11 protein-coding genes are annotated in these 16,662 nt (G+C 60.1%); 2 read left to right on the forward strand and 9 right to left on the reverse strand.

Annotated elements, in window-relative coordinates; all coding sequences use genetic code 11:
* Window positions 1-35: 35 nt before the first annotated feature.
* On the forward strand, window positions 36-1,055 hold the full coding sequence (locus tag GOQ28_RS17570; protein ID WP_160357357.1) for a Bug family tripartite tricarboxylate transporter substrate binding protein: 1,020 nt from the start codon (window positions 36-38) through the stop codon (window positions 1,053-1,055).
* A gap of 68 nt (window positions 1,056-1,123) precedes the next feature.
* On the opposite strand, the gene GOQ28_RS17575 is transcribed toward GOQ28_RS17570, so the two are convergent.
* The 6 genes from GOQ28_RS17575 to GOQ28_RS17600 form a co-directional block, all read right to left on the reverse strand.
* On the reverse strand, window positions 1,124-2,209 hold the full coding sequence (locus GOQ28_RS17575) for a M14 family metallopeptidase (RefSeq protein ID WP_160357358.1): 1,086 nt from the start codon (window positions 2,207-2,209) through the stop codon (window positions 1,124-1,126).
* Between the two features lie 18 nt (window positions 2,210-2,227).
* Window positions 2,228-3,010, reverse strand: a complete 783-nt coding sequence (locus GOQ28_RS17580; RefSeq protein ID WP_160357359.1) for an ABC transporter permease — start codon at window positions 3,008-3,010, stop codon at window positions 2,228-2,230.
* Between the two features lie 12 nt (window positions 3,011-3,022).
* Window positions 3,023-3,844, reverse strand: coding sequence for an ABC transporter ATP-binding protein (locus tag GOQ28_RS17585; RefSeq protein WP_202109770.1), 822 nt, complete (start codon window positions 3,842-3,844; stop codon window positions 3,023-3,025).
* Window positions 3,844-4,935, reverse strand: a complete 1,092-nt coding sequence (locus GOQ28_RS17590) for an ABC transporter substrate-binding protein (RefSeq protein WP_160349639.1) — start codon at window positions 4,933-4,935, stop codon at window positions 3,844-3,846. Before GOQ28_RS17590 ends, GOQ28_RS17585 begins: the two co-directional genes overlap by 1 nt.
* Before the next feature lie 66 nt (window positions 4,936-5,001).
* On the reverse strand, window positions 5,002-5,883 hold the full coding sequence (locus GOQ28_RS17595; RefSeq protein ID WP_160357361.1) for a VOC family protein: 882 nt from the start codon (window positions 5,881-5,883) through the stop codon (window positions 5,002-5,004).
* Window positions 5,884-6,099: 216 nt separating this feature from the next.
* The gene (locus tag GOQ28_RS17600) at window positions 6,100-7,095 is read right to left on the reverse strand and encodes a helix-turn-helix domain-containing protein (RefSeq protein ID WP_160357362.1); all 996 of its coding nucleotides are present in this window, start codon (window positions 7,093-7,095) and stop codon (window positions 6,100-6,102) included.
* 259 nt (window positions 7,096-7,354) lie between these two features.
* Here GOQ28_RS17600 and GOQ28_RS17605 point away from each other — a divergent pair, with 259 nt between their 5' ends.
* Window positions 7,355-14,230: an autotransporter outer membrane beta-barrel domain-containing protein gene (locus GOQ28_RS17605; RefSeq protein ID WP_160357363.1), complete on the forward strand. Its 6,876-nt coding sequence runs from the start codon at window positions 7,355-7,357 to the stop codon at window positions 14,228-14,230.
* A gap of 158 nt (window positions 14,231-14,388) precedes the next feature.
* Here the strand turns inward: GOQ28_RS17605 and GOQ28_RS17610 are convergent, their stop codons facing one another.
* From GOQ28_RS17610 to GOQ28_RS17620, 3 genes are read right to left on the reverse strand one after another with little or no spacing between them, the layout of a single operon-like run.
* Window positions 14,389-15,135, reverse strand: a complete 747-nt coding sequence (locus tag GOQ28_RS17610; RefSeq protein ID WP_160349643.1) for an amino acid ABC transporter ATP-binding protein — start codon at window positions 15,133-15,135, stop codon at window positions 14,389-14,391.
* A gap of 2 nt (window positions 15,136-15,137) precedes the next feature.
* Entirely contained in the window at window positions 15,138-15,830 is a 693-nt protein-coding gene (locus GOQ28_RS17615; RefSeq protein WP_160357364.1) for an amino acid ABC transporter permease, read from the reverse strand.
* Window positions 15,831-15,847: 17 nt separating this feature from the next.
* Window positions 15,848-16,627 (reverse strand): ABC transporter substrate-binding protein, encoded by a 780-nt coding sequence (locus tag GOQ28_RS17620; RefSeq protein WP_160357365.1) that lies wholly within the window; start codon window positions 16,625-16,627, stop codon window positions 15,848-15,850.
* Window positions 16,628-16,662 lie beyond the last annotated feature (35 nt).

The raw sequence follows: 16,662 nt of genomic DNA on the forward strand, positions 1-16,662 counted from the left end.
TGGGACAATGAGTCCATCCGGAGGAGACAAACCCCATGAACCGTGTGAAAAATCCCGTAGTTCACCACGCCCCACGCAGGGTCCCACAAGCCGCTCTCCTCGTAGCGGCAGCGACGCTGACAGCATCGGCCTTGGTTCCCACGCAAGCGGCCGCCGAATGGCCAGATCGGCCCATGCGATTGATCTTGCCCGCCGCGCCCGGGGGATCCTCTGACCCTACAGCGCGGCTGCTGGCAGAGGAATTATCCAAACGGTTGGGGCAACCCGTCGCAGTGTTTAATCGGCCGGGTGCGGGCGGCAATGTCGGGATGGCAGAAGCCGCTCGCGCGGAGGCGGATGGAAACACCATCGTTTTGAGCTGGACTGGCCCTTTGGCCACTAACATGGCGCTCTACAAGTCGCCAGGGTTCGACTCGCAAAAGGATTTCGCGCCCATCGCGAAGGTGGGCTGCGTGCCTAACATCATCGCGGTGAACAAGGATCTGCCAGTCAAGGACTTGAAAGACTACATCGAACTGGCCAAGAGCCGACCAAAGGGGCTGACCTATGGTTCAACGGGCACGGGTAGTTCCTGGCATATCGCGGGCGCGATGATCCAGGAAGAATCGGGCGCGAAGCTGGTGCACGTCCCATACACATCGCCGGGCGTGGCGGTCACCGATTTGATGTCGGGACAACTCGATTCCATGATGCCGCTGGTCGTGATGATGGTGCCGTATGTCAATGATGGACGGGCGAAAGGTTTGGCCGTGATGTCAAAAACACGTTCGCCGGTGTTGCCTCAGGTGCCCAGTACCGCAGAACTCGGCATGCCAGAAATGTTGAGCGATACGTGCTTCGCCCTGCTGACCAATGCGGGCGTTAAGCCCGAAATCGTTGCCAAGCTGAATCAAGCCACCAATCAGGTGCTGCAAGACCCGAAAGTCAAGGAGCGGCTGGAGGCCAGCGGAATCACGGTCGAAGGTGGGACCCCGGAAGCGCTACGGGACTACATTGCGAATGAGGTCAAACGCCAGGCGGAGATCGTCAAAGCGATTAATGCCAAGGCGGATTAAAAGCGTTGATACAAAGGAGAAGGCGAGGTGCGCGCGAGCATAAACCCTCGCGCCCGCCCCACCCCTGTTTACCAGTCTGCCATCCCGGCCACTGCCTCGCGCGTGATCTGCAAGGCATGCCGCACGGTCGCGTCACGCCACATCTGATCAACAGGGCTAAACGCATCCATCAAGTCGGCGCGCAGCATGTCGGCCTGTTCGGTGCCCGGCGTGGCATGAAATTTCAGCCAGAGATCCAAGCGTAGGATGCGGCGCATATGCCAACCGCGTGTGCCGAATTCCACCACTGCGCCACACACTGGAATATCGCCGGCGAATCGCTGCACGCCATGAAAGAGCAAGCCTTGATAGGAAGGCCGCGCTTTACCGTGCGGACGTTGTCCGCGTACGCGCGACTCACCCCACCACTGGCAGGCCCGGGCAAACAGGTCGCCGTCTTCGTCGTTAAAGCATAGAAAGAACGGCTCGCCATATTCGCCGACGCCCGTATGCCAATCGATAAAGCCGATTTTGCTCGCCGTGCTGAGGTGTTCCTGATAGATCTGCTCTAACAACAGATTCGACCACTCTCGCTGCGTGCCGCCATAGTTGAGCCCATCCGGATGCGTGTACTGTCCACGAGCCAGCGCATCGAACAAGGCATCCGAGCCCTTGGCTGCGGCATACTCGTCCATGGCGGCCTGCGCGCGCGCAACGGCCCCCATCGTCCACTCGCTTTCCAGCAAGCGATCGTGCAGCAGTCCGTAGTCGGGGTTCGCGGGATGCGGTTGTGTGTGGTCGACGAAATTGCGGTTCAGATCGACGTTGTTTTCCGTCGTGCGCGAACCATGGGCAAAGCCCCACGGATTGATCGCATGCACCATGACGACCGCCACATCGGAGGGCAATGCCTGCGAGCCGCCTTCCAGGATCCAGGCCAATTGGGCCGCCGAGCCGCAATAGCCTTCCAACCCATGCGTGCCGCTGATGATCAGCAGACGGCGCGAGGCGTCGGCAGGCCCGAACACAGCCACATCCGCGGCCAAGGTCTCGCCATTGGGCCCGGACATAGGGTGTTGATATTCATACAGCTTAGCGCCGTGTTCGGTCGCAGCGGCACGAAAGCGCTGACGCGCGCTTTCAAAGGTGGTGGCGTAACAGTCGTGAAATTCCATCGCGATCGTCTTGTGTAATCAGTGTGTAGAAAGCGTCTGCGAGCTGTTGCGCTCCCAGAACACGAGACGGCGGTGCAACACGCTCATGAGCTGCGTGCCGGTCACGCCGATGGCGATCAGGCTAAAGAGGCAGGCAAACATCGTCGCCACGTCCATGTTTACTGACGCCGACTGAATCAGATAACCCAACCCTTTGCTGGAGGAGACAAACTCCGACACCACCGCGCCGATCAGGCTCAACACCACCGAGATCTGCAGACCGGCAAAGATGTGACCGGCTGCGGACGGCAGCTTCACATTCAGGAAGACGTGCAGCCGGGATGCGGAACAGACTTGCATGAGGTCCAGCATGGCCGCATTCGTTTGACGCAGCCCGGTGATCGTGTTGATGAAGACCGGGAAGAACGTCATCAATGCGATCAGCACCACCTTGGACGCCATGCCGTAGCCAAACCACACCAGGATCAAAGGCGCGATGGCAACCTTGGGCGTGGCCTGTAGCGCGACGATGTAGGGGAAGAAAAAACGCTCGAACGTTTTCGATTCCGCCACGAAAGCGCCGAGTACCAGTGCCAGGCAAGCGCCACTGGCATAGCCCACGACCGTATTGCGGAGGGTAAAGAAGAAATCCGGCCAGTACTTGCCTTCAATGTACCCGGTGTAGAGCGTCCCCAACACGGCGCGTGGTGCGGGAATCAGATAGTCCGGCACTTTGAATACATCGACCGCGCAGATCCAGATCGCAATCAGCACCAGCGCGGTCACGATGGGATAGCCGATGGCTTTCAATTTGTTCGACATGAGTGAGCTCACTTAATTGAAATGCACGAGTTGCTCGAACAGCCGACGCAGCACGAGGCAGTATTCGGCGAACTCGGGCGAAGCCATGGTTTCCAGCGTGCGGGGACGCGGCAGATCGATCTTGATGTCTTCGACAATAGTGCCGGGGCGAGCCGACATGACCAGTACGCGATCGGACAGGAATACGGCTTCCGAGATACTGTGGGTGATGAAGATCGCCGAGGTCTTGCGCGCCATCCAGATGCGCTGCAATTCCAGGCTCATGTGATCCCGCGTCATGGTGTCGAGTGCCGAAAACGGCTCGTCCATCAAGAGCAGATCCGGATTATGAATCAGCCCACGCGCAATACCGACGCGTTGCTGCATCCCGCCGGATAGTTCGCTGGGATAGTTATGCGCGAAGCGCTCAAGACCCACGAGACGCAGCAGATCCATCGCGGCTTCGCGCGCCTTGGAGATGTCTTGACGCAGCGCGCGCGCAGGCACCAGCACGTTGTCCAACACGGTCTTCCAAGGCAGCAAGTTTGCCTGCTGGAACACCATGCCCACGTCACCGCGCGGACGATCGATCTTCGCACCCTTCAGATAGGCGGTGCCGTGCGTGGGTTTCAACAACCCGCTAAACACCCGGGTGAGTGTCGATTTACCGCAGCCTGAAGGCCCAATCACCGACACGAACTCGCCGCGTCCTACGGACACGTTGATATCCTGCAGCGCCGTGACGCTGCCACGGCTACCGCGGAAGATAACGCTCAGGTTTTCCGTGGAAACCAAGGGTGTGCTGTCATTCCCAACGTCAATAGCGTTAGGCGTTACCTGCGCGCGTGCTTGCATCATTTTGCCTTTGCTTGCGCTGCAACGGCGCGGGCGTCAAAGTCGTTGATGCGATCGACGAACTCGTTGGTGTAGAGCGTATCCAGCGGCAGATCGGTGGTCGACAACAGGCCGCCTTGGTGCAGAACCTTGGCATAGTCTTGCAGCGATTGCTGGGTATAGCGTCCCATTTGTGCCGGGCCCTCGGCCGGGATCATGGTGGCCAGGCGCATCTCTACGATACGTACGGCGTCGGCGAGTTTTTGCTCTTCGGTGCCTTGGGAAGGCTTGGTGTTGGGATACATCGCCCAGAAGTTTTTCACGCAGGCTTCTACGTTGGCTTGGCAAGCGACCACGCCTTTGGCGGCGGCGCGCGCGAACTTGACGGCCAGTTCGGGGTTATCACGCAATGTGTCTTCGTGGGCCAGCCAGCCATTGGAAAAGAGTTTGCGGTACTTGTCCTCGACTGGCACGCGGCGCAGTTTGGTGCCGTTGTTTTCCAACTGGCCATGGAAGGTGTCGAACAGGTTCAGGCCCGCGATCGAGCCGTCTTCCAACGCGCGAAACGCGCTGGCGCCCACGCCGACGGGCAGCAGCTCGTAGTCTTTACCGGCTTGCAAGCCGGCGTCGTTCATGATGGCCTTGGTAATGGGAATGTTGGCCCAGGTCATGCCACCCACACCGATTTTCTTGCCGGCGAAATCGGAGGCTTGCTTGATGGGGCTGTCTTCCTTGACCACGATCTCGTAGGGCGACAGATAGATACCGTTATAAAAGAGCTTGACCGGTAGGCGCGTGCGGTCGGGCTGCGCGCCGGAGATCAACGACTCCGGGCTCATCCAACCGAAGGTGATGTTCTTTTGAGTCAGCTGGGGCATCATCACCGACGAGCCCTGGAAGAACATGATTTCGACGTCCAGGCCTTCGTCTTTGAAGTAGCCCATGCCATTGGCCATCAACAACGGCGCGTTCGACAGGTTGATGTTCGTGGGAAAGGCGAACTTCACCGTTTCCGCGCGCGCACCGAACGTAGCGGTCAACGCGGCACCAGACAACAGGCTCAACGCGGCCAAGCGCGCGAATGAACGGCGCGATTTTTGTGCTGCTTTCATATGCAAACTCCAAAGATGAGGGAATGCGCGTCAGCGCGCGCTACCCTGGTGTTGCTACTCAAATGACTAGATGGATTCTTGGAAAACGAGCGTCATGCCGCCCGCGTTCTTGGGCGCGATGCGGATGCCTCCAGGACAGGATTGGAACGGCACTGCATGCGCGTTTAAGTGCGTGACCGCGCGTTCCAGACTGGCCACGGTCACGGTGCATGCCGCTGGAAACGGCAATGCGGGCACGCGCGCATCGGGCGCCACTGCGTGCAAGTACTCGGGGGTCACCAGGCGCAATGCGCCGTGAGTGAGAGTGAACAGGCGATATCCCGGCCCTGCTTGCGCTGCGCAGCCTAGAAAACGTTCGTACCGTGCAGCCGCTTCGTCCAGATTCGATACGGCGACGGTGGTTTCCGCCAGTGCAATGGCGGTATTCGGATGCGTGAGGTATCGCGGCTGCCAGACCAGTTCCGGCGTCTCGTGCTGCAGCATGAACACGCGCCCTTCTGGCAGTTGCGAGGCGTCGGGACGCACCTGGATGAATCGCGCGACGTCGCTGCCGTCGGGCAGATCGACGCGCCGTTCTAGGATCGTACGGCCAGGTTCAAAGCCAGTGGCTTTCAATCTGGCCTGCTCGGTATCGGCATCGCGCAAACCGAATGCCAGGATGTGCAGGCCCTCGTAACGTGCGAGCGCCTCGGGTACACCCAGCGTGTCCAGCCCCGGATCGACCACGCCCAACAGTTCGATATAGCCCTGCTGCAACATTGCACAGCGGTTGGCAGTGCCGCGCAGGGATATCGGGGCATCAGGGGTGGGGGGACGGGAATGTTGTGACTGTGGCGTGAGGAGAAACCCTAATGCCTCGTATTGCCGTGCTGTGTGGCTCAGATCATCGGCAAATAGCCCGACATGATCCAGATTCACCCCTGTAGGCAAGGCCGGTAAAAGCTGCATCCGACGTCCTGACTGTATATTTAAGTTGCATAACGATCTGTATACAAATGAGCATACTGTAAAATTTCGCTTGACGAAAGCCGCAATTGTCAGAAACAAGGGAAAGTCCGGGGTTTGTGCGGCCAATCAGGGGCGTTGACACACGAAAATGTCGTTGGTAACCGGCTTTGACTGTGCGCGACCGCCTTGCGCTACGAACCAGATGCAGTACTCGCGTTAGGCGCGGTGCGTGGCTTGAGGGGTTTCGCCAAACGCTTCGCGATAGGCCCGCGAAAAGTCCCCGAGGTGGTTAAACCCGAACCGTAACGCAAGCTCTCCCACTTTCGCGGGCCGTTCCGGCTGCAGCAATTGCTGACGTACCGCTTGCAGACGCTGCATACGCAACCATTGCAGCGGCGACTGTCCGCAAGACTCTCGAAACAAGGCTTGAAGACGCCTGACCGACAAGCCGCAATGCGCCGCGATCATGGATACCGGCATGGGCTCTCCCAGATGCCGCATCATGTAGTCCTGCGCGCGCCAAATCGCCTTGGGCAACGCAGGCGGCGGAGCGGGCCACAACAGTGTTGCCATGTTGTGCGGTTGATGTAGCAACAGCGTTGTCGCCAGTAAGGATTCCGTCTGCGCCAATAAGGTATCCGAAACAGCGCGTCCATTGCTTTGGCCCGCGCACCTGACCACCCATTGCAGCATAGGAAACATGGCCTGCCAGCCCGCCGTATGAGGCGCAACCACGACATCGAAGAGTATTGCAGGCGCTTGTTCATGGCCCGTTAAGCGGCACCATGCCTGGGCAATCGCGCGTCGATCGACCCGCAGTAATACATGTTCGTAGTCGGCGCTGGCGTTAAAACGAAACGGACGACCGGGGCTTAGGAGAAACAGTCTCTGCGGCGATACGTCGATACATGCGCCATCGAAGTAAAAAACGGCTCTCCCTTGCGTCGGCACCACTAAAAGGTAGTAGTCCTCCAGGCACTGCGTCTCGAGGTCGATGCCGATTTCAGCGCCAAAACCTGGCCGCAGCTTCAACAGCGCCAGCTTGCCGCTGGGTACCAGATCCATGCGGCAATGCTGCACGCGTCCCCGATGGATTTGCAGTTGATAGGCGGTCAGCACCTTGCCAATTTCCGATCGCGCCTCGTCCAGGTCGTCCGTGTCGACGACGCTAAAGCGCTCAAACGGGACCTGTTCAAACAGCGTGACGATCATAGGATTCGGCCCAAGCGACGAGAGCGCAGATCTTATCGGATCGGTTGTGGCCCGACGAAAAAATATCGCGAATCCGATAACAGACGCCAGCAATCCGATAGACGGAAATATTAAGTTGCAAGACGATATCGCAGGCTGCAGATGCGTGACAGCGTGCTCCCTCTTCACCTCAAGCGATCCGCAATAGCGTTACTCTGCGCATCCTTTTTTATCGCCACCGCTGCCGTGCGCGCAGCGGTCGCTTACGCGAGTGTTATTGATGCCAAACCCTTCCCAACCGCGCCATCGAGTCGTTCGCCAATCTCTGGATACGCATCACCCAGCTCAGCGCCACGACGTTCTGACACTTAACTATGCGAGCAAGCTGCTGCTGGTGCTTTCTTATTCCGCATTACCCATGGCGCATGCGCAGAGCAACCTCGAGGGTCTAAGTTGTACCAACAGCCAGGGCGCCGAAGTTTGCAGCAATAGCAGCGGTCAGACCATGGCAAACCCGGCGGTCTTAATTGATCAAGGCAATACGCTGCAGGTAACGACGAACTCGAACGTGGTCTACAGCGCCGGCGACGTTATCGCGGGCGCGCAGATCATTAGTCAAGGGGTCGACGGCAGTGCCGATCAGTTCAACGGCGGTGCTAGCGGTGCTGTAACACTGATAAATAACGGGAGCGTGGACATCACGCTGACGGGCTGGGAATCGCAAATGGCCATAGGTCTGCGCGCCTCCAGTCGCGGCGGTGTGGGTTACTCGCCAGAACACGACGATGACGGGGGCCATGGCGGCGACAGCGGCACCGTCCAGCTGACAAACAATGCGTCAGTAACACTAGGCGAGGACGGCGGCGTTTTCCAATATGGCGTGATGGGCGTTTACGCCCAGGCCGCGGGCGGCACGGGCGGCACAGCGCATTCGCACGCTATCGATCACTATGGGGGCAATGGTGGTAACGCTGGCGCAGTCACGCTCAATAATCATGGTGCGATCGGCATGGGCACGAGCAGCGACCTATTGGCGGGAACTTCACGCGCCTGGGCAGTCGCTGCGGAAAGCGTCGGCGGCCGGGGAGGCATGTATGCCAAGGGCCAAAGGACCGATGGCAATGCCGGGACGGGCGGCAGTGCGAGCAGCGTCACGCTGAACAACACAGCCAATATTGCGCTCTATTGGCAGGACCCCGATGTGACAGACGACGGCGCAGTGGGCGTCATGGCGCGCAGTGTCGGCGGCGATGGCGGAGAAAGCCAATACAGTGATGATTCTGGCGGCAACGGTGGTGATGCCGGCTCGGTCGCGGTCAACGTGGGCGAGGTACCCGGCACATCCAATCCCGCGCGAACGTCTATTGTCGTGCGCGCCGCCATGGGTACCACGCCATCTAGTGTGAGCGCGGGCGCGGCCATCACAGCGATTTCGCGAGGCGGGGTGGGCGGCACGCTAACCTCCCACGGTGCCAGTGGGGGCCAGGGCGGCAATGCAGACACGGTGAGCATCCAGCTCAACAACACCAGTGTGCAAAGCATCGGAGACTATATCGCTGGCGTGGTGGGGTTCTCACGGGGCGCGAACGGCGGGTCCGGAGACAGCACGGACCGCAGCACGAACGGCGGCAATGGCGGCAAAGCCGGAAACGTATCGATTTCGCTGGACGCTGGTGCGAGCTCGCCGAGCCAGGCCTCTTCGATCACGACTCAAGGCCTTTATGGCTATGGCTTGCTGGCGCAAAGTATTGGTGGATTTGGCGGCACCGGCACGAGCCAGGGGGGTACGGGCGCGAACGCGGGCACCGCGTCGGCGACAACCAACCTTGCCTCGATTCGCACGAGCGGGAACTATGCCGCCGGCGTGATCGTGCAATCGATCGGAGGTGGCGGTGGCACGGGCACCGATTTCACCTGGGGCCTCGCTGGCAGCGGCGGAAATGGTGGCAATGGGGGTAACGGAGCGGCTGTCACGATAACGAGTTCGGGCAATATCAGCACGATCGGCCAACACGCGTACGGGCTGCTCGCGCAATCGATTGGCGGCAGCGGCGGCACGGGTGGCGTCGGCGTCGGCTTGATCGCGGCCTTGGGCGGAGATAGCGGCGCGGGTGGCGCCGGCAGCACGGTGCAAGTGACTAACGCCGGCAACATCACGACAAGCGGCTATGCATCCAACGGGATGGTGGGTCAGTCCATCGGCGGCGGCGGCGGAGCGGCGGGATCGGCCACGGGTTTGTTCGCTGTCGGCGGGAACGTGGCGCCCAGTGGCACTAGCGGCGCGGGGTCGGTGACGATGACCAACGCCGGCAGCATCACAACGGCGGGCGATGCGGCCATTGCGATGCTCGGCCAATCCATCGGTGGCGGTGGCGGCACGGCAGCCTCCGCGGCCGGACTCCTATCGATTGGAGGAACCGGCGGCAACGGGGGGCAAGCGGGCGACGTCACGCTCAACGCGAACGGCAAGCAACAAACCGCTGGCGAATATGCCTATGGCGTCGTTGCGCAATCCATCGGCGGCGGGGGTGGCAATGGCGGCAATGCCTTCGCGCTAAGCACGGCGGCCCCCGCCATCTCCATCGGCGGCAATGGCGGCATCGGCGGTAACGCTGGCAACGTCAATCTGTCCGTGAACAACAATGGCACGGTGGTCACATCCGGCGCGGGCGCGACCGCGGTCCTTGCACAGTCCATTGGCGGCGGAGGCGGCAGCGGTGGATCGGCGAAGAACGCGACATTGTTTTCAGACGCCACCCTCAGCATCGGCGGCGCTGGCGAAGCGGGAGCCTCCGCGGGTCAGGTCAACGTACAGGCCTCCGGCGCCAACGTGCGGACCTATGGGGCAAGCGCTTCTGGCATCGTGGCTCAAGCCATCGGAGGCGGCGGTGGCATTGGTGGCACCGCGGAGTCGGCCGGCTTAAACGTGGGGTTCAATCTGGCGGTCGCCGTCGGCGGCACGGCAGGCGGTGGCGGAGCCGGCGGAAAAGTGTTGATGACGCTGAGCGATACGGTCGTCGCGACTTCGCCCGTCGACCCCAGCACGGAAGTGACGCAAGCACAGGCACAAGCTGTCGCGCAATCAGACGCCTACGGCGTTCTTGCGCAATCCATCGGCGGCGGTGGCGGCTCGGGCGGCAGCGCGACAGGAAACAGCGTCGCCCTGCCCGTCCCGATTAGCGAGGACACGGTTTTTGCTCTTGCATCCTCCATTGCTGTTGGCGGCAAGGGCGGGCTCGGAGGCGATGGCGGTGAAGTCGATGTCGTATTGAACGGCAGTAGTCTCGTGGTCACCAACGGCCAAGGTGCGCACGGCGTGTTGGCACAATCGATTGGCGGCGGAGGCGGCAACGGTGGCGACTCGAATGCCATGAGCCGCACGTTCACTACGCCTGAGGTAAGCATTGCAGTAAACGTCGACGCGTCGGTGGGCGGCAGCGGCAACGCGAGCGGGCATGCCGGAGCAATCGACTTGCAACTCAATGACCGGAGCCAGATCGTCACCTATGGCGACTATTCCAACGCGCTGATGGCTCAGGGCATCGGTGGGGGTGGTGGTAATGCAGGCGTAGGCAGCAGCGGAACAGGCGGCATCGCGCAGGGCAAGTCATACACCGTTAATGTGGGTGTGGGCGGTAAAGGCACCTCGGGCGGCGCCGGCTCCAATCTGACCGCGACGACTGGGTCGGGTACCGCCATCGGCACCGCTGGATCTGGGTCGCGCGGCATTTTGATGCAGTCGATTGGCGGTGGCGGAGGCGCTTCGCAAGGCACCACCGTCTCTTTAGGCTTACCGTTGGAAGACAGCGGCGGCGGTGGCGGTGAGGCCACCACGAGTTTCACCGCGGCGGTCAGCATTTCCGTGGGCGCCACTGGCGGACAAGGCGGCAGCGGTGGCAGCATCGTGCTGACTGATGCGTCAAGCATTACCACCCGTGGCAATGATGCCGATGGCGTGTTGCTGCAATCCATTGGCGGCGGCGGGGGGTTGGGCGGTTCGGCCGGCTCTGATGCTTCGGCCGGACCTTCGTCATATCCAGGGTTCAATCCAAGTGACGACCCTCCTTCGGATGACAACGATCTCGGCACCTATGGGTTGTCGGTGACCGTGGGTGGCCAGGGCGGCGCGGGCGGCAACGGATCGGCCATCACGGTGAACTACTCCGGCATCACGCAAACGCAGGGCGATCTGGCGGACGCCATGATCGTCCAATCCATTGGCGGCGGTGGTGGCGTCGGAGGTACCGCCACGGCAAAGGGCGCCAGAGGCACCGCTAATCTCACTATCGCCGTGGGTGGTAGCGGTGGCGACGGCGGAAATGGCGGCGACATCGATTTAAATTTCGCGGGCAAGGCCAGCGGATCATCCGGCAATGCCAGTGCGGGCCAGTTGATCACCCGGGGCAACGCGGCGTATGGCCTGCTCGTGCAGTCCATCGGCGGCGGTGGCGGTCAGGCTGCTGACGGGTCGGCCGATGTCACTTACAAAACCGGCGCCACCCCCTCGCTGCTGATTGGTGTAGGCGGGCGAGGTGGCGCGGGCGGAACCGGCGGCGCGATCAACATGAATGCCGCCAACAGCCTGATTGGAGCCAGTACCTATGGCGCAGGCTCGCATGCCATCGTGCTGCAGTCCATTGGCGGCGGCGGCGGCGCAGCCAGCGCTGGCGCCAGCACCGACGGATCGATCGTGGGTGAGGACTTCGTGCTTAGCCTCGGCGGTGGCGGCCAGGGAACCGCTAGCGGGGCCGGCGCGATAACGGTCGATTCCATCATCCTCTCGCACACACAAGGGCCGGCGGCCTACGGTCTGGTCGCTCAATCCATCGGCGGCGGCGGCGGTATTGCGTATGTGGGACCGACTTCGCCAATTAGCAGTGCGAATATCGACACCTCAGAACAAGCCAACTCGTTCGACGCTTCCGGTGGCAATGTCCATGTCAGCCTTTCATCGGTCAATCATCTCGACCCGAACGGCCGGGATCCCTACAACGACATTTCGACCGCGGGCTTTGCTGCGCATGGCATAGTGCTGCAGTCGATAGGCGGTGGCGGAGGGATCGCGGGTAGCCCGGATTCGCAACTGCAGATGGGATGGCAAGGCGCAGGCCAGCAAAATGTCAGCCCGAGCGGCGCTGACGCGGGTGACGTTCGGCTGGACATGGGAGATATGACGATCAGCGTGACCGGTGACAATAGCGTCGGCGTGCTGCTTCAGTCGATCGCAGACGGCGGCGGTGTAGGCACGACTTCACAAGGCAGCTTTGCCGGTTCGGTGTACGACCATACCCAGGGCGGCGGGTCCAAAGCCGGTGCGATTACCTTCACCCAGACCAGCGAAGGCACTCTCTCCGTGACAGGTGCGAACCCGGTAGCGATTTTTGCGCAAAGTGATGGGAACATTGCGCAGGCTTCGCCCATTTCCATCACGATAGGCGGGATGGTGCAGACAGCACCGGTGCCCACGCTTCCCAACGCGTATGGGGTGTGGCTTGATGGGGGTTCAGATTCCAACGTCGTAACGGTTGCAGAGACTGCCTATCTCATCTCCACTATCGCCGTGCAGCAAACACGATTTGGCACGATTACGGTCAATAACGCCGGCACGATCGCGGGTTCTCAGTTTTTAAGCGCCGACAGCAGCGCGACCGTTGGCGTCGTCAACAATACGGGCACGCTGATCAATGCCGCCACCATCAAAGGTACGGTGGTCAACGCAGGCAACGTGATTGTGGGTTCTCCCTATGAAATCGATCAGATGCGTGTGACAAACGACTTCGTCCAACGTGAAAAAGGAACGCTGCATATCGGGGCGGATTTCAACAATCGACGGATAGACCAGCTCGTAGTGGGGCGCGACGCTCATTTAAACGGTCAGCTGAGTATCGCGGCTTCAACGCTCATGCCCAATCGGGAGTTGACCTTTGTGCAAGCAGGCAGTGTGAACGCCGCCGCGCTCAAGGTTCACGGCGCGTCATCGCTCTTTGACTTCAATACGCATGCCACCGCTGGCGCGGCGGCCGTATCCGTCGGTCGAGCGAATTTCGACAAGATGTCGCAGGCCTATGGGCTAGGCGAAAACCTGCGCGAGGTGGGCGATCACCTGCAGAACATCTGGGAACGCGGCAGCACAGAAGCGTTGGGCTCGATCTATGCTCGGCTCGATCGCCTGGCGAATAACGCGCAAGCTTATTCCTCGGCAATGAGTGACTTGTCCCCCGGTTTGTCGGCCGCCCCGGCTGCCCTTGCCACCCGTTCGATGAAAACGTTCGCGGACAGTTTGTTTAGTTGCCCGCAACACGCCGCTAATACCCTGCAGCAACCTGAGGGCGACTGCGTGTGGGGTCGGGTGTCGGAAAAGACCTCGCACCTGGATCCGAATCGGGGTACCGCCGCTACACGTGCGCGTTCAACGTCGTATCAACTTGGTGCTCAACGGCGTATCGCTCCGCAGTGGGTTCTAGGGGTAGCGGGCGCGTATGAGAACAACAACATACGTTCGGACGACAGCCGTATACATACCAAAGGCGACGCGGGTTATGTGGGTCTGGTGCTGAAATACGAGACGGGCCCCTGGACCTTCTCTGGAGCGACCTATGGCAGTTACGCATCGTACGACACCGAGCGGCGCATTAATCTCACGGGCGAGACGGCCAAGAGCGACCCAAAGGTCTGGTCCATCGGACAGCAACTGCGCGCGGCCTACACGGTCTCCATTGAGAAGGCATATATCAAACCTTATGCCAATGTGGATCTGATCTACACACACATGCCTTCCTACACGGAACGCGATGCGGGGCCGTTGAACCTCGACGTCGCCAACGCGGATCAGCTCAATGCCATGTTGACACCGGGCGTCGAAGTGGGCGGACTATTCCAATTGCGCGACAGTTATACGTTGCGGCCCTTCGTGAACGCGGGTGTATCTGTGTCCACCTCGGACAAGTGGGAAACGCGAGCTCGGCTTACTTCAGCCCCTGCCGACAGCCACGCCTTTAAGACCACGCTGGAGACGGGCCGTGTCTTCGGCCATGTGTCTGTGGGCATGCAGCTAGCTGGCCGCGGCGGATTTGATCTTCGCGCGCAGTACGACGGACTAATTTCCAGTCAGACCCGGAGTTCGGGGGGAACCATTAAAGCCATTTGGCGTTTCTAACCGGGTTGGGTCGTAAAAGCCGTGTGCGGCACGCTGGTGTAACGACTGGCTTGCACATGGCGTAGATCAACATTTAGCGAGTCGCCCGCTCAGAGGCTGCCCACCGCTTTGGCCGATGGGCAGCCCGGAGCTGCACTCCGATCGCCGGTCCAGGTGCATCAAGCCGCCGTAAGCAGTTGCCCGAGAAATGCCCGCGCCCGTTCAGTTTGTGGCGCAGCGAAGAACTGTTCAGGTGTGGCGCTTTCGATGACTTTGCCACCGTCCATGAAAACCACGCGATCCCCGACCTCGCGAGCGAAGCCCATCTCATGCGTGACGCAAATCATGGTCATGCCTTCCTTGGCAAGCTCGACCATGGTTTCCAGCACTTCTTTGACCATCTCCGGATCCAGTGCCGAGGTTGGCTCATCGAAGAGCATCACCTTGGGCTGCATGCACAACGCCCGTGCGATCGCGACACGTTGCTTTTGACCTCCAGAGAGCTGCCCGGGGAACTTATCGGCGAGATGAGGAATGCGCACACGCTCCAGATAATGCATCGCGCGCGTATCCGCCTCCTCGGCACTCACGCCTTTGACTCGTCGTGGCCCGATCGTGCAATTCTGCCGAACGGTCATATGCGGGAAAAGGTTGAAGTGTTGAAACACCATCCCGACATCGGCCCGGATGCGTTCGATGTTCGACAACTGATGATTCAACTCAATCCCATTGACAACTATGGTGCCTTGTTGATGCTCTTCCAGTCGATTGATCAGGCGTATCGTGGTGGACTTTCCCGAGCCGGAGGGACCGCAAAGAATCACTTTCTCTCCCGGAAATATCGCCAGAGAAAGGTCGTCGATCACCTTGAACTCGCCATACCACTTCGAGACGCCTTGCAGGTGAATGATAGGTTCTTTCTGCATGATCAGGCCTTGGTGATATCGTGATTCTCGCCCGCACCGTTCCAGTAACCGGGCACGGCTAAGCGACGTTCCGAGCGGCGGAACATCCAGGACAACACGCTGCACATGGCAAAGTAAATGATGCCCACTAGTGTGTACACCGTGAGCGCTTGGAAGGTCGCGCCTGCCAGCATTTCGCCTGCCCTCATCAATTCATACACGCTGATAACGGCAACGAGCGACGTTTCCTTGACCAGAACCAGCGCATAGTTACCCAGTGCAGGAAACACCGTGCGCAAGGCCTGTGGCAATACGATAAAGCGCAGGCGGTCGGTTTTGGATAGGCCCAATGCCCGCGCCGCCTCGTATTGGCCAGAGTCCACGGATTGGATCCCACTACGGAAGAGCTCGGCCAGATACGCCCCGAAATTCAAGGTCAAGCCCAGAACCCCAGCGGTGAATCCGTCGATCACCACACCCATTTCGGGCAGCCCGTAATAGATGTAGAACAGTTGCAATAACAACGGGGTGCCGCGTATGACCTCTATATAAAAGCGGGCGGCGCGCGATAACAGTCTTGAACTGGATAGCCTGCACAGACAGACTATCAAGCCCACGATAACGGCAAGCACCGCCGAACAGACAAAGAGCGCGAGCGTCCATGTCGTACCCTCGGCCAGCGGCGTGAGATATAGCTTTAACGTAGCGAAATCCATCACTCAGACTTCCCTACTCAGTTGCTGATCAGCTCGGACACACCCCACTTACGGCCAATCTCTGCCATCTCCCCATTGCGCTTCATCTCGGTCAGAGCGGCATTCACGGCATCCAGAAGCGCCTTATTGCCTTTCTCCACGGCCATGCCGACCTGCCACTTCGTCTGCGGCTGGTAGCCCGAATAAAGCTTCACGCCAGGGATATTCTTGCTTTGGATCTGGTAGATGATGCTGGGAGGATCCACGATACCCAGATCGATCCGTCGCGCGCGCACATCCGCCAGCAGCGTGGAATAGTCTTGATAAGTCGATACCCGGGTATCGGGCATGTCCTTGATCATCTTGAACTGCACCGAATCCACCAGCACGCCGACTTTATGACCCTGCAGGTCTTCAAATCGATCGTACGCCTTGTCGTTCTTGTCGCTCACGACAATGCCTTCGCCCCATTCATACACGGGAACGCTGAAGTCGATGACCTCGCCGCGCTCGGGTGTCATGAATAGAGGCGCCGACATCACGTCCGCACGCCCGGAAGTCAAGGTGGGAATCAGGCCCGAGAACGGCACATCGCGCAGCTGCATCTGGGCTCCAATATGCTTGGCCACACCTTGCGCCACATCCACCATGATGCCTTCGAGCTGATTGCTGACGGGATTCTTGAAACCATGTGGTGGCGAGGATGCCGTGGTGACCACATTGATGTTCTTGGTCGATTGGATCTCTTCCAAGGACCGCGCCGACGCGTTCGCGCCGACCAAGCTTAAAGCCAACAAACTCGTGAAGATGATTTTCATGTTTTTCCCCTTGTTTTGAAACTACCGACTGCGCG

Origin of the sequence: Bordetella sp. 02P26C-1 (assembly GCF_009763255.1) — a bacterium.
In the GTDB taxonomy this organism is placed as follows: Bacteria; Pseudomonadota; Gammaproteobacteria; order Burkholderiales; family Burkholderiaceae_B; genus Bordetella_A.